This window comes from Rhizobium sp. SRDI969, assembly GCF_025152725.1.
GTDB classification, from domain to species: domain Bacteria; phylum Pseudomonadota; class Alphaproteobacteria; order Rhizobiales; family Rhizobiaceae; genus Rhizobium; species Rhizobium leguminosarum_I.
This window is the reverse complement of record NZ_CP104035.1, coordinates 3,592,278-3,611,799: the sequence shown is the minus strand read 5'-3', so window position 1 is coordinate 3,611,799 and position 19,522 is coordinate 3,592,278. Positions and strand designations below refer to the sequence as shown.

Below are 19,522 nucleotides of genomic sequence, written 5' to 3'. Positions count from 1 at the left end.
AAAATAAAGCATGACAAAGCTGATAGCCTTGCTGCTCATCCTTGCCATGGCGATACAGGTGATCAAACCGCTCGGCCTTCCCGGCCTCAGGCGGCGGATGGATTTCTGGAAGCTCGCGCTGATCGCTTTCGCCGTCTGGGCAGTGGCTCTGCTTTCGCGCGATTTCCTGATGTAGCCCCTGGATTACATATAACCCAGGGGCGACGACCCGATCCGGGATCGTCAGTCTTGCAAGCTAATTTCTCCGCGCATGACGGAAACGCAGCCTCCCGAGATGACCACATCGGTGACGATGCCGTCGGATTTCACGACATCAAGAGTGATGACGCTGCGGCGGCCCATTTCGACGCCCTGTTCAATGGCGATGCGGACGTTGATATCGACCTCGGGCGCAAGCGAGACGAGATAGGCGCCAAGCGCAGCTGACGCGCTGCCGGTTGCCGGATCTTCGGGCACGTTGTCGAGGGGCGCGAACATGCGGGCGCGAATCTTCCATGGATTTTCGGCTGTTCGCACATAAAGGAAGAGCGAGAAGTCGTGGCCGCTGGTCGTCTGGCGGCCGGCAGCTGCCTGAAACCCGGCAAGGTTCGGGCGGGTAGCGGCCAGCGCTTCGAGCCCGTTCAGTTCCGCGACGGCGAAGTTCAGGCCGACCGAGGCAAAGACCGGGGCATGGGTGGTGCTGACGATGACGCCGGGGTCGAGTGAGACGCAGCCGGCGACGGTTTCCTCGGCGATGGTATCGCCGATCGTCAGCGGCTGCGGCGCGCGGATGGAGGCAGCAGTAACCTTTCCGCCGCTGCGTTTCAGGTTGACCTCGACAATGCCGGCCTTTTCCTCGAAGCGCAGCGTATCGCCGACCGGCTTGCCGAAGATCTCCGCCTGCTGGCCGAGCACATAGGCCGTGCCGACGTTCGGGTGGCCGGCGAAAGGTATTTCCATCGTCGGGGTGAAGATGCGCACGCGGGCGGAATTCTGAGCGTCTTCCGGCGGCAGGACGAATGTGACTTCGGAATAGTTGAACTCGGTGGCGATCTTTTGCATCGCCGCGTCGCTCAGACCGCGCGCATCGGAAATGACGGCAAGCGGATTGCCCTCGAAGCGGGTGGAGGTGAAGACATCGACGGTGACATAGGAGAGGGTGTTCATGGCGGCTCCTGTTGTGACAGGGCGCTATGAGTAATCACGGTTTTTCGCGGAACGAAGCAGTTTCTTGTCGCCGTGACAATGAGGGGAAAGGAAAGGGCTGAGGGCAGGAAGCTGCGTTTGCCGCTCCCTGCCTATCTCGAACGTGAAAAGTCACGCGGCCTTTTCCAGGTCCTTCTTCCAGTTGCCCTTGGCGGCGAGGCTGTTCATCTCGGCGCGGTGGGTGAATTCGCGCTGGCCGGCGGCGACATTTTCCTGCTTGCCGTTCCAGGCCTTGAGCGCGCTGTCCTGCAGGGCGCGACCGTAGGAGAAGGTGACGAACCAGGGCAGGTGGCCGATGGCATTGATCGCCGAAAGGTGGGCTGTCGCTTCTTCGGTCGTCTGGCCGCCGGAGAGGAAGGCGATACCGGGAACGGCAGGCGGAACGGTCGCCTTCAGCACCTTGACGGTGCGTTCGGCAACTTCCGCGACCGAGGCCTTGCGAGCGTTCTTGCCGTCGATCACCATGTTCGGCTTGAGGATCATACCTTCGAGATTGACGCGGGCGTCGGCGAGTTCCTCGAAAACGATGCGCAGCGTGAACTCGGTCACTTCGGCGCAGCGGTCGATATTGTGGTCACCCGGCTTGCCGTCCATCAGGCATTCCGGCTCGACGATCGGAACGATCCCGGCCTCCTGGCAGAGTGCGGCATAACGAGCAAGCGCCTGAGCGTTGGCGCGGACGGAACCGCGGGTCGGCAAGGTCGGCGAGATGGCGATGACGCCGCGCCACTTGGCGAAGCGGGCGCCTGCTTCATAATATCTGGCAAGGCGTTCGCCGAGACCGTCGAGGCCTTCGGTGATGGTTTCATCGGGATATTTAGCCATCGGCTTGGCGCCGGTATCGACCTTGATGCCGGGAATGGCGCCGGCGGCGCGGATGATATCGACGAAGGGCGTGCCGTCCGCAGCCTTCTGGAACAGCGTCTCTTCGAAGAGGATGACGCCGGAGATATATTTCTTCATCGCTTCGTCGGAGCGGAAGAGCATTTCGCGGTAGTCGCGCCGGCTCGTTTCGGTCGATTCGAGATTGATCGCGTCGAAACGCTTCTTGATGGTGGAGGTCGATTCATCGGCGGCGAGCAGTCCCCGGCCGCCCGTAACCATCTGCACTGCAATGTCTTCCAGTCGTTCGCTCATTTCGTTCTCTCCACAACAATAAACATCGGCACTTCAGGAATATAGAATGCGGATAACAGAAGTTTATAGGGAGGAAAATGCAAGGCTAAGTCATTGAAACGATTGAATTCAATTCAATCGTTTGAAAGTTGGGATTTTTTTCGTCCTCTGAGCAAAAGACCGCGGAAGCTTCTTTTCTTCCGCGGTCTATCCACATGTAAAATCTGCGCAATCAGTCTTGGTGCCTATTTAGCAGCGTTGAGGACGGCGACGCCGGGAAGCTCTTTGCCTTCCATCCACTCAAGGAAGGCGCCGCCGGCGGTCGAGACATAGGTGAAACCGTCGGCAACGCCGGCATGGTTGAGCGCGGAGACGGTATCGCCGCCGCCGGCAACGGAGGTGAGCTTGCCGGCTACCGTGCGCCCAGCGGCATATTTCGCAGCAGCGACGGTTGCAGCATCGAAGGGTTCGATCTCGAAGGCACCGAGCGGACCGTTCCAGACCAGGGTTGCGGCGCGCTCGATCCAGGCGTTGATGGCCTCGACGGACTTCGGGCCGACATCGAGCACCATGGCATCGGCGGGAATGGCGTTGATATCGACCGTCTCGTTGGCGGCGCCCGCCTTGAACTCGCGGGCGATCACGCCATCCTCCGGCAGGATGATGGCGCAGCCGGCAGTGGCGGCCTCGATCATGATCTGCTTGGCGGTTTCGGCGAGATCATGTTCGCAGAGCGACTTGCCGACGTTGGTGCCGCGGGCGGCGATGAAGGTATTGGCCATGCCGCCGCCGATGACGAGCGCATCGACCTTCTTCACGAGGTTCATCAGCAGGTCGATCTTGGTGGAGACCTTGGCGCCGCCGACGATCGCAACGACAGGGCGAGCCGGATCGCCGAGGCCCTTTTCCAGCGCCTCCAGCTCGGCCTGCATGGTGCGGCCGGCATAGGCCGGCAGGTGGTGGGCAAGCCCCTCGGTCGAGGCATGGGCGCGGTGGGCGGCCGAGAAGGCATCGTTGACATAGATGTCGCCGTTGGCGGCAAGTGCCTTGGTGAAGTCGGGGTCGTTCTTTTCCTCGCCCTTGTGGAAGCGGGTGTTTTCCAGAAGCAGGATATCGCCGTCATTCATTGCGGCAACGGCGGCGGCGGCGGCCTCGCCGATGCAGTCGGAAGCCGTCAGCACGGCATGATCAAGCACTTCCTCGACGGAAGGGGCGATCAGCGACAGCGACAGCTCCGGCGAAGGGCCATCCTTCGGCCGGCCGAAATGGGCCAGCAGGATCACCTTGGCACCCTTTTCGGACAGTTCGAGGATCGTCGGCGCCACACGCTCGATGCGCGTCGTATCGGTAACCTTGCCGTCTTTCACCGGGACGTTGAGATCGACGCGGACGAGAACGCGCTTGCCGCTGAGGTCGGAAAGATCGTCGAGGGTCTTGAAAGAAGGCATGGGGAGGATCCTGTCGTGGTTGGCGAAAGTTGCGCCGAACATAGCAAGGATCATTCGAGACGCAAGGCGTTCAACGGCCGTTTTCGCGTGTGCCTTCGTCGCGTCCGGCTGGCGCTTTCGGCGTGCTTTCGGAGGCTGCGGTTTCCCGGTTCCGGCGTCCGTTCAGCCGGTCGCGGATGCGCTGGATGATGTCCTTGAGATTGATGAAGATCGGCAGCGTAATTGCTGGTTCGACCGCTTCGAGCGACATGCCGACGGAGGTGATGTGGTCGTGCTCGTCGAGATCGCGGACGATGAGGATAATCGAGCCGAGGCGGACGCGGTCGGCATAATCGGCCTTGCCGCCGAGGCGCTGCCGCATCAATTCGGCGATCGTCAGGCCTTTTTCGGATTCGTTGAGCAGGCCGGGGCCATAGGCGGCGTCGAGATCGGCGGCGGGGCGGGCGGGAGAGAGCGCGAAGGCGCCGAAGAATTCGGCATCGTCATCATCGACAGGCGCACGGCTAGCGAAAAGCCGGTCGAGCAGCCGGGAGTAGCTCGGCACGATGAAGAGGTAGACGAGATCGTTCTCGCGCAGCCGGCCGGCATATTGATAACGCATCGACTTGCCGTCGCGGATGACGAGCGAGGGCGTCGCCCAGCGCGGAATGCGCTCGCCGCGCAGCACCGGGCTATCCTTGATGACGCGATAGGAGAGCAATTCGTGGTGGGCTGCGCCCGGCAGGTCGACCTCAACCTTGTCGACAGCGCCGATGCGCGGCGGAATGATCAGCCCGAGCTTCTTGGCGACGGGCTTGATCGTCCAGCCCTGGACGAGCAGCGAGACCAGCACGATGATGAAGGCGGTGTTGAAATAGATCTGTCCGTTCTCAAGCCCACCGAGGATCGGCATGATGGCAAGCAGGATGGAAACGGCGCCGCGCAGGCCGACCCAGGCGACGAAGCCGATCTCCTGCTGCGTGTAATCGAAGGGAAGCAGCGACAGCCAGACCGCCAACGGCCGGGCGACGAAGATCAGGAAGAGGGCGAGCAGGATGGCCGGCACGATGATGACAGGGAATTGCGACGGCGTGGCGAGCAGGCCGAGCACCAGGAACATGATGATCTGCGCCAGCCATGTCATGCCGTCCTGGAAGCGTTTGATGGTGCCGATCGCCTGCATCTTGCGGTTTCCGGCGTAGATGCCGGCGACATAGACGGCGAGGAAGCCGCTGCCGCCGACTGCGCCGGTGAAGGAGAAGACGAGAAGGGCGAGCGCCAGCACGAAGATCGGCGTCAGGCCGCGATCGGTATCGAGCTTGCTGACGATCAGCACGATCATCATGCCTCCGAGCAGGCCGAGGATGACGCCGAGGCCCATCTGCTGCACGAACATGGCGAGCATGCCGATATTGATGCCGGCATAACGCTCGCCGCTTGCCAGCACCTCGACGAGGGCGATGGTGAGGAAGATCGCCATCGGGTCGTTGGTGCCGGATTCGACTTCCAGCGTCGAGCGCACCTTATCGCGGATATTGATGCCGCCGATGCGCAGCAGGAAAAAGACGGCGGCGGCATCCGTCGATGCGACGATCGAGCCGAGCAACAGGCCTTCAAGCCAAGTGAAATTCAAAAGCCACATGGCGGCCAAGGCAAAGAGCGAGGCGGTGATCAGCACACCGACCGAGGCGAGCGCCAGAGAGGGCACGGCGGCCAGCCGGAAGGCCTGCATCGGCGTGCCGAAGCCGGAATCGAAGAGGATCACGGCCAGCGCGATGGAGCCGAGAATATAGGCGAGATAATTGTTGCTGAACTCGATGCCGAGGCCATCGACGCCGGCAGCAAGGCCGATCATCAGGAAGAGCAGCAGCAGGGGAGCGCCGAAACGGAAGGCGAGCAGGCTCGAAAAAGCGGCAAGAAGCACGAGTGCCGTCGAAACCAGCACCACGATATAGAACGCTTCCATGCCCACCCCTTTCCATCGACTGCTTCGCGAACACAGCCGCACCCGGCCGATCCGCCTTTATTCAACCCCTCCGTCACGCGCGGCGATCCATCAGTAAACGGCAAAACGTCAGAGAAGGGTAGGCCTTGCGGCTTAACCTCGTCGCGATGCTGCATCATGCTGCTGAACGGCCGCCGGACGGCCAACCGACATGGAATGCTACGGGAGAAAGTCTCTATAAAGAATGTATAGGAAAATCAGGCGAGAGCAGGGCAAAAGAGACAGGCACGGATTTTTCCTGCCGGTATCTGCGAATGGCAAGAACATAAAACACGCTCCTCTTTTCACGCGGCCCGCTTGCCCTGTCCGGGAAGAATGGATTGCATGGGCGGGTGCGGAGAGCGGGGAAAATGAAGGCTGAGATATTTCGATATCGGGTGGAAGTGCCGGCCGCCCAGCGAGAGCAGCCGGCTATAGTTTTGCGCCAGAAGCGGCCGACCCTTGCTCTGCTATCCCAACACCGCCTGAAGTATGACGATCGCGAGAAACGAGAGGCCAATGAACGCGGCGACCCAGATGACCAGGCGATTGGCCCTTGCCAACACGGCAGGTCTGACGTCCCGCTTGGGGTGAAACCGCTGCCGCCGCTTGAGAGTGGTGTGGGACAAGCGCTTTTGTGCCTCTGCCATTTATCACCTCCCTTGGCTCACTAGCCATTGTGCAGCGCTGTGCATTTCCTCAATCTAGCACGCTTGGCCAGCGGATTGCCAACCCGTGATCATCCTTGCGGCCAAGGAATTCGTCGACGATGGTTTCGTGTAGAGACGCCTATCGAATTCGAACCCGAGTAGCGTCAGCACCGCCATCCTGTCCTGCGAACGGCGGCGTCATATCGAACCCGCCGCTTCGATATGACTTCGAAACCGGAAAAAGATGCGGATCGTCGATCAGTCTTCGACGGTATCGTCTTCGCCAGCGGTCAGATCCGCGACCGGGACGAGGAACACGACGAACTCGTCCTCGATGGTCCGTTCAGGATCATCGTCGAATTCATAGGCGTGCTCGACTTCGCTTGCTTCCTCGGTGGTCGCCTTGCGCAGGCTCAGGGCCGCTTTGCGGTCCCAAAGAGGCCTGCCTTCGGATTCCAGGACGGTCAGATCGTCGCGAAAGTCTTCCGCCTCGAAGAAATGCGTCGCTTCCTCGTGATTTTCCGAACGAAAACTGGCAACGGCACGGCCGGCGATTTCAACGGTAAAGTAATCCATCCATCTCTCTCATTTTCATCCGGGCGACAGTGTTGCCGCACGGTATTGGCATTCCGCACCTGGCCGGTGGCCGATGCGGCGTGAGGAAACTGGGCATTTTGGAATGTCCAGGGTGACGTATTCTAGCAGATCTCATCCGGGCAATGGATGAAAAGATACCAATGCGGGGGCGGTTTCGTTCGGAGGCACGGCAACAAAAAGCGGCCCGGTTTCCCGGGCCGCTTGTATGTCGATGCCTCAAGAGCGCTCAGATGAGCTTGGCGAAAGCGACTGCCGTGTCGGACATGCGGCTGGAGAAGCCCCACTCGTTATCGTACCAGGACAGCACGCGCACGAAGTTGCCTTCCATGACCTTGGTCTGATCGGTTGCGAGGATCGAGGAGTGGCTGTCGTGGTTGAAGTCACGGGAGACGAGCGGCTCGTCGGTGTAGCCGAGGATACCCTTCAGCTTGCCGTTGGCAGCGGCCATGATGGCTTCGTTGATTTCACCAACGCTGGTCGCCTTCTTGGAGACGAACTTGAAGTCGACGACCGAAACGTTCGGTGTCGGAACGCGGATCGAGGTACCGTCGAGCTTGCCTTTCAGATGCGGCAGAACGAGGCCGACTGCCTTGGCTGCACCCGTCGAGGTCGGGATCATGGAAAGGGCGGCCGCGCGGGCGCGATACAGGTCCTTGTGCATCGTGTCGAGCGTCGGCTGGTCGCCGGTGTAGGAGTGGATGGTGGTCATGAAGCCGTGGTCGATGCCGACGGCGTCGTCGAGAACCTTCACGACCGGCACCAGGCAGTTGGTGGTGCAGGACGCGTTGGAGATGACCAAGTGCTCCTTGGTGAGCTGGTCATGATTGACGCCGAAGACGACCGTCAGGTCGGCACCATCGGCAGGCGCCGAGACGATGACGCGCTTGGCGCCGGCTGTCAGGTGAGCGGCAGCCTTGTCGCGGGCGGTGAAGATGCCGGTGCATTCCATGGCGATGTCGACGCCGAGTTCGCGGTGCGGAAGCGTTGCCGGATCCTTGATCGCCGTGACCTTGATCGGCTTGCCGTTGCCGACGATGATCGTGTCACCCTCGACCTTCACCGTCGCCGGGAAGCGGCCGTGGATCGAGTCGTAGCGCAGCAGGTGGGCGTTGGTTTCAACCGGGCCGAGATCGTTGATGGCGACGACTTCGATGTCGGTACGGCCGGATTCGACGATGGCGCGAAGGACGTTGCGGCCGATGCGGCCGAAACCGTTGATGGCAACCTTGACTGTCATGTTCATTCACTCCCGATAGAGTAGGGCCCGATAGCGAGGGCCTGGAATTGAGGAGATGGAGAGCGCCTCAAGGCGCCCTCATTAAAGCTTTGCTTCCGCGGCCGCAACGACGGCGTCGGCGGTGATGCCGAAATGCTTGTAAACTTCCTTGACCGGGCCGGAAGCGCCGAAGCTCTTCATGCCGATAAAGGTGCCTTCCGGTCCGATGAACGCATCCCAGCCTTCGCGAACAGCGGCTTCGACGGCGATCTTGACCGGCGAGTTGCCGAGGATTTCCTTGCGATAGGCTTCCGGCTGCTCGAAGAACAGTTCCGTGCAGGGAACCGATACGACGCGGACGGTGACGCCCTTGGCTTCGAGTGCCGTACGAGCCGCAACAGCGATTTCGACTTCGGAGCCGGAGGCAAAGATCGTCACCTTGGCGTCGGCATTGCCGGCGAGGACATAGGCACCCTGTTCGCACAGGTTCTTTTCGCTGTATTCGGTGCGGGCTGCGAGCAGGTTCTGACGCGTCAGAGCGAGGCCCGAGGGACGGTTATGCGTCTTGATGGCGATCTGCCAGCATTCCGCCGTTTCCGTGGCGTCGGCCGGACGGAAGACCATCAGGTTCGGGATGGCACGCAAACCGGCGAGCTGTTCGACGGGCTGGTGCGTCGGGCCATCTTCGCCGACGCCGATCGAGTCGTGCGTCAGGACGTGAATGACGCGGATGCCCATCAGCGAAGCAAGGCGGATCGGCGGGCGGCAATAATCCGAGAAGATCAGGAAGCCGCCGCTGTAGGGGATGAGGCCGCCATGCAGCGCAATGCCGTTCATGGCAGACGCCATGCCATGCTCGCGGATGCCCCAATGCATGTAACGACCGGCGAAATCCGTCGGGGTGATCGAATGCATCTGGCTGGTCTTGGTGTTGTTCGACGGCGTCAGGTCGGCGGAGCCGCCGAGTGTTTCCGGCAGGAAGCCGTTGATGACCTCGAGCGCGTCTTCCGAAGCCTTGCGGGTCGCAACCGTCGGCTTGGTCTCGGCGAGCTTCTTCTTGTATGCGCTGATTGCGGCGTCGAAGCCTTCCGGCAAATCGCCTGCCATGCGGCGGATGAACTCGGCCCTGGCCGGAGCCTTGGCGAGGCCATCTTCCCAGGACCCGACGAGGTCCACCGAGCGGGCGCCGGCCGCACGCCAGTTGTCAAGGACGTCCGACGGGATGACGAAGGGTTCGGCTTCCCAGTTCAGCGCCTTGCGGGTGGCCGCGATTTCCTCGGCGCCGAGCGGGTTGCCGTGGACCTTGTGGGTGCCCTGCTTGTTCGGGGCGCCGAAGCCGATGGTCGTCTTGCAGGCGATGAAGGTCGGGCGGTCGGACTCATGGGCAGCTTCGATCGCGTCGGCGATAGCGGCCTGATCGTGACCGTCGATCTCGATGGTGTTCCAGTGTACTGCCTTGAAGCGGGCGATCTGGTCGGTGGAATCCGACAGCGAGACGGCGCCGTCGATGGTGATCGAGTTGTTGTCCCAGAACAGGATGAGCTTGTTCAGCTTCAGGTGGCCGGCGAGCGCGATGGCTTCATGGCTGATGCCCTCCATCAGGCAGCCGTCGCCGCAGATCGCATAGGTATAGTGATCCTGGAGATCGGAGCCGAACTCCTCGCGCAGCTTGCGTTCGGCAATCGCCATGCCGACGGAATTGGCAATACCCTGGCCGAGCGGTCCAGTCGTCGTTTCGATGCCGCTGGCATGACCGTATTCCGGATGGCCGGCGGTCTTTGAGCCGAGCTGGCGGAACTGCTTCAGATCTTCGATCGTCATGTCCGGATAGCCGGTCAGATACAGCACCGAATAGAGCAGCATCGAACCATGGCCGGCCGACAGCACGAAGCGATCGCGGTTCGGCCAGTGCGGCTTCTTCGGATCGAACTTCAGATATTTGGTGAACAGGACCGTCGCGACGTCAGCCATGCCCATCGGCATGCCCGGGTGGCCGGAGTTCGCCTTTTCAACGGCGTCCATGGCGAGAAAACGGATCGCATTCGCCATCCGGTCGTGTTGTTCGGGAGAGGTCATGGCTTTTCCGCAAGCTCCGGGTGTCGGGGGATGGCCTCGAGCCTCCAAGACCATCGAGTGAAAGCGGCAGAGACATAGCAGTTGGGACGGGCAAGTCAATAAATGGCAGGTCAAATCCGGGCGGGCAACGGCGATTTTTGACATTTGATCGCGCGATTGTACAAATGACGAATCTGATGTGACGAGCCTATGTAAAACGCTCATCCACAGGATAGGCCGGCGGACAGGTGACGGGATTTATTGACGGGCCGTCGGCGAGCTGCATATCCTTTTGAAATCGCAGGGTCGGCGCGGAGTGCCGATTCGCGGATCCTGCGCGGGAATCGGAAAGGCATGATGCCCACAGGCAAAACCATGGAAGCAGCGCTCAACGAGTTGAGACAGGCGATTTCGAGCCTCGAAAACGCCGTCGACATGCGCGTCGAGCGGCAGCGCGAGCAGGGCGAGATCGAAGGCGAGGTGCGGCGCGTGCACGCCGACCGTTCCCGGCTGGCGCAGGAGCTCGACCAGGCCGAATTCCGCGCCAACCGGCTGGAAGAGGTCAATCGCGAGGTATCGCGGCGGCTGGTGACGGCGATGGAAACGATCCGCGCGGTTCTGGATCGCTGATAGAAAGAGTTTGGCATGGCGCAGGTGACGGTAACGATCGACGGCAAGGCCTATCGCATGGCCTGCGAGGAAGGGCAGGAGGATCACCTGAGCGATCTCGCCACTCGTTTCGACAGCTATGTCGGCCATCTCAAGGGCCAGTTCGGGGAAATCGGCGATCTCAGGATCACTGTAATGGCCGGCATCATGGTCATGGACGAGATTGCCGAGCTGACGCGCCGCGTCGCCGGGCTGGAATCCGAGCTCGAGTCGCTGCGCGGCAACCGCGATACGGTGCTTGCAGCGACCGCCCGAACCGAAGAAAATCTTGCGGCAGCGCTGAGCGAGGTGTCGAGCCGAATCCGCGGCATCACCGACAAGTTGAATGGCCGGTCTGCTCCCGAACTCAATTGATCTCAATTAAATAGGGGCGGGCTTCCGTCGCCACTGGCGCGTCGGCGCAAACGACCTTATATATCGCCATGCGGTCTGCGCCTCTCGACAGGAACCACAATCCCTGGGGCCATACTCGATCCAAAGGGAGCTGTCCCTGGCCAGGCCCGTGGGCCTGGACACACGGCGCCCACCTACGTTTGTAGGCACCCAGGATCGTAAACATCCATCGGTGGTCGTGGATCGCACCTTTTCCTTTTTATCGTCGGCAGGAAACCCGGATTTGGCGGGCGAACGCGTCTACAGCGCCGCGCGTCTTTTCAGACGCGCAAAGGACGCTGTAACACTTTGAATGGCTGCATAATTTTGTCCTTAAATCGGTATCGATTTAACGAATTATGCAGCTTGCGCGTCCACCTTTTTGCGCGTCCGTTACTTCTTCAGGCCTGGAAAGGTGACCTGGAAGACCTGGAACATGGTGTCGACGTCGGCACCGCCATCCGCCTTGTAGGCGGCGCCCACCTGGAAACCATCCTGCGTCAAGAAGTCGTTGTCATTGGCGACGAACAGGAAGTAGTCGTCCGGCAGGTTCGGGTCGAGAACGCTCGCCAGACCCATGGCTTCCCATTTTTCCGATAGATTGTTCTTGTCGTTCGGTGCGCCGTTGTGCAGGCCGAAGCGGGCAAGCTCGACCTTGTCGTTGAGGTCGATGAAGGGCGTCGGCGTTGCCGGCGTCAGCGAGGGATCGACGACGCCTTTCGGCGCGATCGGCTTGCCGGCGTCGAAATCGCTGCCGGCGATGTCGGTCGCGGCGGAAACGTCGACGATACCGACCTTGCGGTAGAGCGAGGTGTCGCCTTTCAAACCCTGGCCGTTGCCGCTGTCGCGGGCGAGCATCAGGAAGGTCTTGTCGGACAGGGCGACGATTTCGCTCTCGGCGGCGATCGTCGTCTTGTCCTTGGCGTCCTTGAAGACCGGCAGCGACACGACATATTCGTGCACCAGTTTCAGGTGATCGGGATCGGTGGCGTCATAGATCATGGCGCGGGTATTCTGGCGGGTCGAGCTGGAATCGCCGCCGTCCTGGCGGGCGGCCGATTGCAGCACTGATATGATGAACTTACCATCAGGCGTCATCGACATACCTTCGAGACCCTGGTTGTTCTGGCGGCCAGTCTCCGGATCCTTCGGGTCCGGAGCGGATGCGCCGGGGCCGGGATTGTTGGAGGCAAAGCTCAGCGCGCCCTTGCGCATCGGCAAAAGTGCCTTCGGCGGCTGCGTGGCCGACAGCAGGTGGCCGTCGGCCGAAAAGTGGTAGATGTAAGGACCATATTCGTCGCTGACGAACATGGTGCCGTCAGCCATGCGGATGATGGCTTCATTGTCGAGTGCGATCTTGCCGTTTACCGCTTGCGGCAGCGGCGGAAAATCACCGGCAGCGGGGCGGACGCCGGATTCCGGGTCGAGACCAGTCATGTCGCCACCCTTGTCGTCGACGAAGAGCATGGAATCGACGAGCTTTGCGTCGACGCCAGACTGTTCCTTGCCGGCCCCGGGTGTCGCACCCGGAGCGGTCGGCTTCAAGCCGATCGAGATGGTGTTCAGGCGCGGCCGGTAATCGGCGGTGCCGACGGCGTTGTAACCGCGATCGGGCAGCAGGTAGAGCGTGCCCTTGTAGCCGGCGCCGTCGCGGCTCCAGGCGGCGGGATCGACCGCCATGCCCGAGCCGGAACCAAAGGTCTCGCCGAATTTGTCACGCTGGTTGGCCGCAATGCGGCCAATGCCGACGAGGCCCTTGTTGACGAAGATGAGGCCACCGACGGTGGCGGAATTCTCGGCCATTGCGACGACTGGCAAGGCGGCGGATGCGGGTAGAACCGCGGCGAAGAGCCGCAATGCGTATGGTCTGACATTCTTCATGGAAATACCCTCTCGGTCAAAAGCGCTCTCGAAACGGCTTCCCGCCCGCAGGCTGGACACCGCTTCAAATGACACCCCCGCCTTGGATTCGATTTCCCGATGGCACAACACGCCCTGGAATTCTTCGCCCCATATCCCCGGCAGACGGTCTATGACGGGATCATGATATCTGGATGACGCTTTTCAGCGAAAAGGCCATGCCGAGAGGATGTCGGGCTTTCGCATGGCCGCATTCCAGCTCGCGCTCTATCCGACCGGATAAGGCCCTTCGGCAAAGACCTCGTCGTGGTAGCCTTTAGAGCCGACGTCGAGTGCCAAGGGGCTTCGCCACTCCCTGTTGTCGCGCAGGCAGTCGAGCACGAAACGGAAGTCATATCGCGGCTGCCAGCCGAGTTCCCGTCTTGTGCGTTCGTTGACATAGACGCGGTCGAGCGCCGGAAACATCTTCCAGCCGCGTGATGCGTAGAGGGCGCCTGCATCCGGGAACAGTCGTTCGACGACGTGAGGCGCGTCGCGTCTGATCTCGGCGAGATCACTTGCCGAAAACGGCGTCGTGGCCGAGACGATGTAGCGGCCAAAGCCGATTGCCGGCGCCTTTTCGAGCGCCAGCAGATGGGCGGCGACCACGTCGCTGATATCGACGCGGCGGTGAAGAAGCTCGTTGGCCTGGGCATTCTCTGCCGAATAGCCGTTGCGAATGTCAGGATCGTCGTCGTTTTCGGGAAAGAAACGCAACGTCCTGAGAATGACCACCGGCAGGCCGGACTTGCGGGCGAAGAGTTCGCACAAGCCTTCGGCGGCGAGTTTCGTTATGCCGTAGATGTTTTTCGCGACGGGAAGCACGTCCTCGGTCACCCATGCCGCCGGTTCGCCGGCAGCCGGCGTCAATGCCGCACCGAAGGTGCTGGTGGTGCTGGTGAAGACGAAGCTTGCGACCTCCGCAGCGACCGCTTCCTCAAGCAGGTTGAGTGTGCCGGCGATATTGGTCTCGAGGAAATCGTAATTGCCGTGGGTCGCCACATGCGGCTTGTGCAGCGTCGCGGCATGGATGACGTGGCTGATGCCTGACATCGCCTGCCTGATGAAGGCGCGATCATTGATCGAGCCGACCATGTCGGTGAAAGCCGAGGGCTTGATATCGATGCCGCGCACCCAGCGGCTTTCCGCCCTCAAGGTCCGCATCAGCGCCTCGCCGAGATGGCCGGCACTTCCCGTCACCAGTATCGTCATCACATCGTCTCCTGACCCTTCGGCGGCGGACGCTATAAAGACTGAGGTTTCCAGACAACGCATAAATTATGCATGGGGATGCAGGAAAGCTTGAGGCTCAGCCGATGGTCGTGACAAGGCGGCCGGTGCTGCCGTCGGAAAGCATGATCCGTTCCCAGGTCACGCGGCCGGCGGCGATCGGCAGCAGCGCATTGCCGTTGGCGCCGGTATCGAGGGTCAGCGACGAGAGCCTGCCCGCATGCCAGCCGCGCTCCTCCAGCGACTGCTCGGCGGCGGCGATCTCGGCGGAGGCGTAGGAGAACAGAGAACGGCCGAGAAAGGCGCCGAGTGGCGCCCGCCACTCCGCTTGCCGCGGGCGAGAGGCGGATAGCAGCCGGTGGGTGCGGTCGCAGATCAGATGCACCGGCCGGACGGAATCCTCGATCAGTCGCTTCAGCGCTGCATCGACTGCTGCATGTCGGGGCGAGGCGAAAATCCGTTCCAGCTTGACGGCCTGTTCGGGCGACAGGCTGAGCTGATCGCGCTCCCAGCGCGAGACGGTCGCCTGGTTGACGCCGAGGAGTTCGGCGAGATGTCCCTGTTTCATGCTGCGCAGCAGGCGCATGCGGCGTATGCCGGCTCCCGATATCGTCATCTGTCTGATCCCGTGCCGTTTTGGCAGCATAAGGCTTCGACGGATCGGGCGGCAAGATGGTTTGACAGCCGGGTCATTATTCGGGCTGACCTTCCAGGTCGCCTTTCAGCCGGTCGAGGATAGAGAGCGCATGGCCGGCATAGGTGCTGATCCAGCGGTCATAGATGTGCTTGATCGGCAGGCTGTTCAGGTGGTTCCAGCGCTCGCGACCTTCCTTCCTGGCGATGACCAGGTCGGCCTCCTCCAGCACCTTCAGATGCTGCATCACCGTGCAGCGGTCCATCTCCGGAAACATCTCGCAAAGGTTCCCAGTGGTTCGGGGGCCATCCTTGAGCAGATCGAGGATGTCGCGGCGGCGATGATGCGCCAGCGCCTTGAAAACCGGGTCGTCGGTTGATTCGCTTGACATGTTATATTTTTATAACATAATGATGCCAGGCACAATGGAGAAGAGGAGAAGTATCATGTCTCTCGGAATCCGCGTTTCCGGCCGCATCGGCCGTCCCGTCGCAGAGGTGTTCGATGCCGTCGTCAATCCGAAGAAGCTCAGCAGCTATTTCACCACGATCGGTGGGGCGAGCGCGCCGCTCGTGACGGGCACGACGGTGACCTGGTGGAAGGATGCGCCAGTCGAGGTCGTCGAACTCGTGCCGGAAAGCCGCATCGTGCTGCGCTGGGATGGCGGCACTGGCGGGGACGAGGCAAGATACAAGACGCTGGTGGAGATGACCTTCAAGCCGCTGGAGGATGGCGGGACGCTGGTGACGATCGCCGAGACCGGCTGGCGCGAAGACGATGCCGGCCGGCGCGGCACCTATCTCAATTGCGAAGGCTGGACGCAGATGCTCTGCTGCATGAAGGCTTTCGTTGAATATGGCATCAATCTGCGCGAGGGCATGTTCCTCAGCGAAATGAAGGGTGAGCCGGCCAGCGCGCCGGACATTTGACGATACGTCGATCTCAGCGAGGTCGGCGGTGCAATCGTCGCATTCGCCGATATCACCGAGACTTTGCTTGCCTGTCACACTGCGGGTGCTAATTTCCGGAGTCGATACTTCATTTCGGTTTCCAGGAGATTCATTATGCAGCTTGGCATGGTTGGTTTGGGCCGCATGGGCAATTATATGGTCCAGCGCTTGATGCGGGGCGGTCACGAATGCGTCGTTTACGACGCCAGGCCGGAAAGCGTTGCCGAGCTCGCCGGCCTCGGCGCGATCGGCAGTGCTTCGCTCCAGGAGTTCGTCTCGAAGCTCAGCCATCCGCGCGCGATCTGGCTAATGCTGCCGGCAGCGATCGTCGACAAGGTGCTGGCGAGCCTGATGCCGCTGCTTGAGAATGGCGATATCGTCATCGACGGCGGCAACTCCTACTACCACGACGATATCCGCCGCGGCGCCGAACTCATCACCAAAGGTATCCATTATGTCGATGTCGGCACCAGCGGCGGCGTCTTCGGCCTCGAGCGCGGCTATTGCCTGATGATCGGCGGCGAGAAGGGTATTGTCGAGCATCTTTCCCCAATCTTCGCGACGTTGGCGCCCGGCGTCGGCAAGACGGAGGCCTCGCCGAACCGGAGCGCTGAAGCGGCTGCAGCCAGCACGGCGGAACAAGGCTATCTGCATTGCGGCCCGCATGGCGCCGGTCATTTCGTCAAGATGGTGCATAACGGCATCGAATACGGCCTGATGGCCGCCTACGCCGAAGGTATCAATATTCTGAAACATGCCAATATCGGCGCCGCCTCGCACGAGGCCGATGCGGAGACCGCGCCGCTCGCTCATCCGGAACATTTCCAATATGATTTCAACCTGCAGGATGTCGCCGAAGTCTGGCGCCGCGGCAGCGTCATTACCTCCTGGCTGCTCGATCTCACGGCCGATGCGCTGCATGCCGATCCCGCACTTTCGAAATATGCCGGCCGCGTCTCGGACAGCGGCGAAGGCCGCTGGACGATCATGGCGGCGATCGACGAAAGCGTGCCGACGCCGGTGCTGAGCGCTGCGCTCTACGGCCGCTTCTCCTCGCGCGATAACGACGAATTCGCCAACAAGGTACTGTCGGCGATGCGCGCGGGCTTTGGTGGCCACGTGGAAAAACCGGTCGCGAAATCCTAAAACAATAAAAAGCGCTACTGCGCCATGCGTCTAAAAAGACGCGTGGCGCAGTAGCGCACCCGCCGTCATAGCTGAGGCCGCCGTCCCCAAATTCAGGCCCTGAATTCAGGGACTGAATTTGGGCTCTGAATTTGAGATCGAAGGTCCCGCTGCTCCACCGCCTGCCTTCCCGATGATCTTCGCCTCCACCCTCCTTGCTGGCAGCATCGGTCGAGGCTATCGATGCTATCGAAAGACGTTGGCCTGCATCGGCGGTCGGCGGCCCATCGGAGGACGGCAATGAAGCGTGGCATGGCAGGGATCTCCAGGATCGCCATATTCTGCATAGTGGCGCTGTCGGCGCTTTTTTCGGCAGACTTGCCGGGTGCTGCGCAGATCTCACCTGCGGCTCCTGTTACGGCAGGTCCGCCGGCCGAGGTGCGTCAGATGATGGAACTGATGCAGACGCCTCAGGTCAACCAATGGATGTCGACGCAGATGACGGCGGCGCCCGCGAGCGATTCGGCGGCCGGCGACCAGATGTCGGTCTTGTCGGGTCTGCTTCAGCATGCTCGCCGGCACGTCTCGATGGTCTCCGATGCGGCGATGATGCTGCCCTCACAGGTCGGCAATGCTTCTTCGCTGTTCTTCGGTGAAATCGCCGCCGCCGGTTGGCCGCGCATGGCGGCGCAGTTTCTGGCGATCTTCCTGCTCGGCACCATCGTCGAGCGCATCGCCCGCTATGCCTTTCGCCGCCGCCGCCAGGCGGCGCAGATGGCGGGCATGCATCTTGCCCCGCGCGTCATCCCGGCGCTGATCTTTGCCGTGGCGACGGCGCTTGCTCTTCTCAGCGTCAGCTGGCCGCCGGTCAGCCAGAGCATCGCGATCGTTTGCGTTGTCGCGCTCGTGGTCCAGCGCTTCACGATTTGCCTCGGAGGCGTCCTGGTTGATCTCATCGGGTTGGCGCGGATGGAGGAGGAACGGCAGGGTGTCACCGCTGCGATCATGCCGGCGCGCGCGGTTGCATTCTTCTGGTATCGACGCTGTGCGACTTTCGTCATCTATTTCATTTTCGGCTGGGCGGTGATCCAGTCGATGGAGCCGCTCGGCTATTCCTCGAGCGTGCGGCTCCTCGTCGGCTATATCCTGGGCATCGGCCTGCTGCTGATCGCGATCGCGGCGGTCTGGTCGCGGCCGCACAAGGACGAGAGGCGCGGCCACGGGACCTCCTGGGCGCTTACCGTCTATTTCCTGGTGCTCTGGAGCCTCTGGGTCGCAGGCTTCAACTGGCTGCTTTGGCTCGGCGTCTATGTGCTGTTGCTGCCGCGCGTGCTCGCCGTCTCGACGATTGCGGTAAAATCGCTGCAGCAGACCGAAGCGAGCTTCCTTGCTACGCGCCGCATTGCAGCCGTGCTGCTTGACCGGGGTGTGCGGGCGCTGATCATTGCCGTCGCCGCCGTCTGGCTTGGGCATATGCTCGGCGTCGGTGCCGATACGATGGCCGCCGGCGAAACGATGATCGACAAGATCGCGCGCGGCGTGATCGGCGGCATCGTCATCCTGCTTGCCGCCGATCTGCTCTGGCATGTCATCAAGGCCTATATCGAGGGCAAGCTGCTCGATTCATCCGTGGATGGCGGAGCAACGGATGAAGAGAAGGCCAAACGCGCGCGGATACAGACGCTGTTGCCGATCTTCCGCAATATTCTCGCCGTCGTGATCGCCGTCATTGCTGCTCTGATGGTGCTCTCCGGCCTCGGTATCGAGATCGGGCCGCTGATCGCCGGCGCCGGTGTCGTCGGCGTCGCGGTCGGCTTCGGCGCTCAGACGATCGTCAAGGACGTCATCAGCGGCATGTTCTATCTCTGGGACGATGCCTTCCGCATTGGCGAATATATCGAAAGCGGCAGCCATAAGGGCGTAGTCGAGGCCTTCAGCCTGCGCTCGGTGAAGCTCAGACATCATCGCGGGCCGCTGACGACGGTGCCGTTCGGTGAACTCGGCGCAGTGAAAAACCTCAATCGCGACTGGACGATCGACAAGATCAGCCTCAACGTCAAATACGACACAGATCTCGTCAAGGCGAAGAAGGTGATCAAGCAGATCGGCCAGACGCTGCTCGAAAATCCGGAATTCGGTCCTCATATCATCGAGACCCTGAAGATGAAGGGTGTCGAGCAGTTCGGCGAATTCGCCATCGAAATCCGGCTGTCGATGATGACGAAGCCAGGCGAGCAATTCGTCATCCGCCGCAATGCGCTGGCGATGATCCGCAATGCCTTCCAGGAAAACGGTATCGAATTTGCCGTGCCGACGGTGCAGGTGGCGGGCGACCGCGACGCGGAGGTGGATGCTGCCGTCGCGCGCTACGCCGCGCATGCGCGAGCGGGCGGCGAGCCGGCGGCATGAACCG

The 19,522-nt window shown here is 61.5% G+C and carries 18 protein-coding genes and 1 other RNA gene; 7 read left to right on the top strand and 12 right to left on the bottom strand.

Annotated elements, in window-relative coordinates; all coding sequences use genetic code 11:
* The first annotated feature begins 10 nt into the window (after positions 1-10).
* Entirely contained in the window at positions 11-175 is a 165-nt protein-coding gene (locus tag N2A41_RS17985) for a hypothetical protein (RefSeq protein ID WP_003542801.1), read from the top strand.
* Positions 176-222: 47 nt separating this feature from the next.
* Here N2A41_RS17985 and N2A41_RS17980 read toward each other — a convergent pair whose 3' ends face one another.
* From N2A41_RS17980 to tkt, 8 genes are all read right to left on the bottom strand, one after another.
* Positions 223-1,146 (bottom strand): PhzF family phenazine biosynthesis protein, encoded by a 924-nt coding sequence (locus N2A41_RS17980; protein WP_222280435.1) that lies wholly within the window; start codon positions 1,144-1,146, stop codon positions 223-225.
* Between the two features lie 150 nt (positions 1,147-1,296).
* Positions 1,297-2,322, bottom strand: a complete 1,026-nt coding sequence (locus tag N2A41_RS17975; protein ID WP_260109394.1) for a class I fructose-bisphosphate aldolase — start codon at positions 2,320-2,322, stop codon at positions 1,297-1,299.
* Positions 2,323-2,546: 224 nt separating this feature from the next.
* Positions 2,547-3,749: a phosphoglycerate kinase gene (locus N2A41_RS17970; RefSeq protein ID WP_026154568.1), complete on the bottom strand. Its 1,203-nt coding sequence runs from the start codon at positions 3,747-3,749 to the stop codon at positions 2,547-2,549.
* Positions 3,750-3,819: 70 nt separating this feature from the next.
* Positions 3,820-5,694, bottom strand: coding sequence for a potassium/proton antiporter (locus N2A41_RS17965; RefSeq protein ID WP_026154567.1), 1,875 nt, complete (start codon positions 5,692-5,694; stop codon positions 3,820-3,822).
* A gap of 488 nt (positions 5,695-6,182) precedes the next feature.
* Positions 6,183-6,362 carry a hypothetical protein gene (locus N2A41_RS17960; RefSeq protein WP_162119434.1) on the bottom strand — a complete coding sequence of 60 codons (180 nt, stop codon included), beginning with the start codon at positions 6,360-6,362 and terminating at the stop codon, positions 6,183-6,185.
* A gap of 258 nt (positions 6,363-6,620) precedes the next feature.
* Positions 6,621-6,938 (bottom strand): hypothetical protein, encoded by a 318-nt coding sequence (locus tag N2A41_RS17955; protein WP_017968139.1) that lies wholly within the window; start codon positions 6,936-6,938, stop codon positions 6,621-6,623.
* Positions 6,939-7,185: 247 nt separating this feature from the next.
* Positions 7,186-8,196: a type I glyceraldehyde-3-phosphate dehydrogenase gene (gene gap, locus N2A41_RS17950; protein ID WP_024323244.1), complete on the bottom strand. Its 1,011-nt coding sequence runs from the start codon at positions 8,194-8,196 to the stop codon at positions 7,186-7,188.
* Between the two features lie 81 nt (positions 8,197-8,277).
* A complete protein-coding gene (gene tkt, locus N2A41_RS17945; protein WP_260109393.1) occupies positions 8,278-10,251 on the bottom strand; it encodes a transketolase in 1,974 nt (657 codons plus the stop codon).
* 333 nt (positions 10,252-10,584) lie between these two features.
* Here tkt and N2A41_RS17940 point away from each other — a divergent pair, with 333 nt between their 5' ends.
* The 3 genes from N2A41_RS17940 (at position 10,585) to ssrS (ending at position 11,481) form a co-directional block, all read left to right on the top strand.
* Complete coding sequence (locus tag N2A41_RS17940; protein ID WP_012758879.1) at positions 10,585-10,860, top strand: DUF4164 domain-containing protein; 276 nt, start codon at positions 10,585-10,587, stop codon at positions 10,858-10,860.
* A gap of 15 nt (positions 10,861-10,875) precedes the next feature.
* The gene (locus N2A41_RS17935) at positions 10,876-11,253 is read left to right on the top strand and encodes a cell division protein ZapA (RefSeq protein WP_018072888.1); all 378 of its coding nucleotides are present in this window, start codon (positions 10,876-10,878) and stop codon (positions 11,251-11,253) included.
* A gap of 69 nt (positions 11,254-11,322) precedes the next feature.
* A non-coding RNA gene (ssrS, locus tag N2A41_RS17930) (6S RNA) lies at positions 11,323-11,481 on the top strand.
* Between the two features lie 183 nt (positions 11,482-11,664).
* Here ssrS and N2A41_RS17925 read toward each other — a convergent pair.
* The 4 genes from N2A41_RS17925 to N2A41_RS17910 form a co-directional block, all read right to left on the bottom strand.
* Positions 11,665-13,152 carry an esterase-like activity of phytase family protein gene (locus N2A41_RS17925; protein WP_260109392.1) on the bottom strand — a complete coding sequence of 496 codons (1,488 nt, stop codon included), beginning with the start codon at positions 13,150-13,152 and terminating at the stop codon, positions 11,665-11,667.
* Positions 13,153-13,398: 246 nt separating this feature from the next.
* Positions 13,399-14,382: an NAD-dependent epimerase/dehydratase family protein gene (locus tag N2A41_RS17920; protein ID WP_260109391.1), complete on the bottom strand. Its 984-nt coding sequence runs from the start codon at positions 14,380-14,382 to the stop codon at positions 13,399-13,401.
* A 97-nt stretch (positions 14,383-14,479) separates the two neighbouring features.
* Entirely contained in the window at positions 14,480-15,016 is a 537-nt protein-coding gene (locus N2A41_RS17915) for a helix-turn-helix transcriptional regulator (protein ID WP_260109390.1), read from the bottom strand.
* 76 nt (positions 15,017-15,092) lie between these two features.
* Positions 15,093-15,425: an ArsR/SmtB family transcription factor gene (locus N2A41_RS17910; RefSeq protein WP_164563985.1), complete on the bottom strand. Its 333-nt coding sequence runs from the start codon at positions 15,423-15,425 to the stop codon at positions 15,093-15,095.
* Positions 15,426-15,480: 55 nt separating this feature from the next.
* Between N2A41_RS17910 and N2A41_RS17905 the strand changes: the two genes are divergently transcribed.
* The 3 genes from N2A41_RS17905 (at position 15,481) to N2A41_RS17895 (ending at position 19,518) form a co-directional block, all read left to right on the top strand.
* Positions 15,481-15,963: an SRPBCC domain-containing protein gene (locus N2A41_RS17905; RefSeq protein ID WP_260109389.1), complete on the top strand. Its 483-nt coding sequence runs from the start codon at positions 15,481-15,483 to the stop codon at positions 15,961-15,963.
* Positions 15,964-16,098: 135 nt separating this feature from the next.
* Entirely contained in the window at positions 16,099-17,130 is a 1,032-nt protein-coding gene (gene gnd, locus N2A41_RS17900) for a phosphogluconate dehydrogenase (NAD(+)-dependent, decarboxylating) (protein WP_260109388.1), read from the top strand.
* 279 nt (positions 17,131-17,409) lie between these two features.
* Complete coding sequence (locus tag N2A41_RS17895) at positions 17,410-19,518, top strand: mechanosensitive ion channel family protein (protein ID WP_260109387.1); 2,109 nt, start codon at positions 17,410-17,412, stop codon at positions 19,516-19,518.
* Positions 19,519-19,522 lie beyond the last annotated feature (4 nt).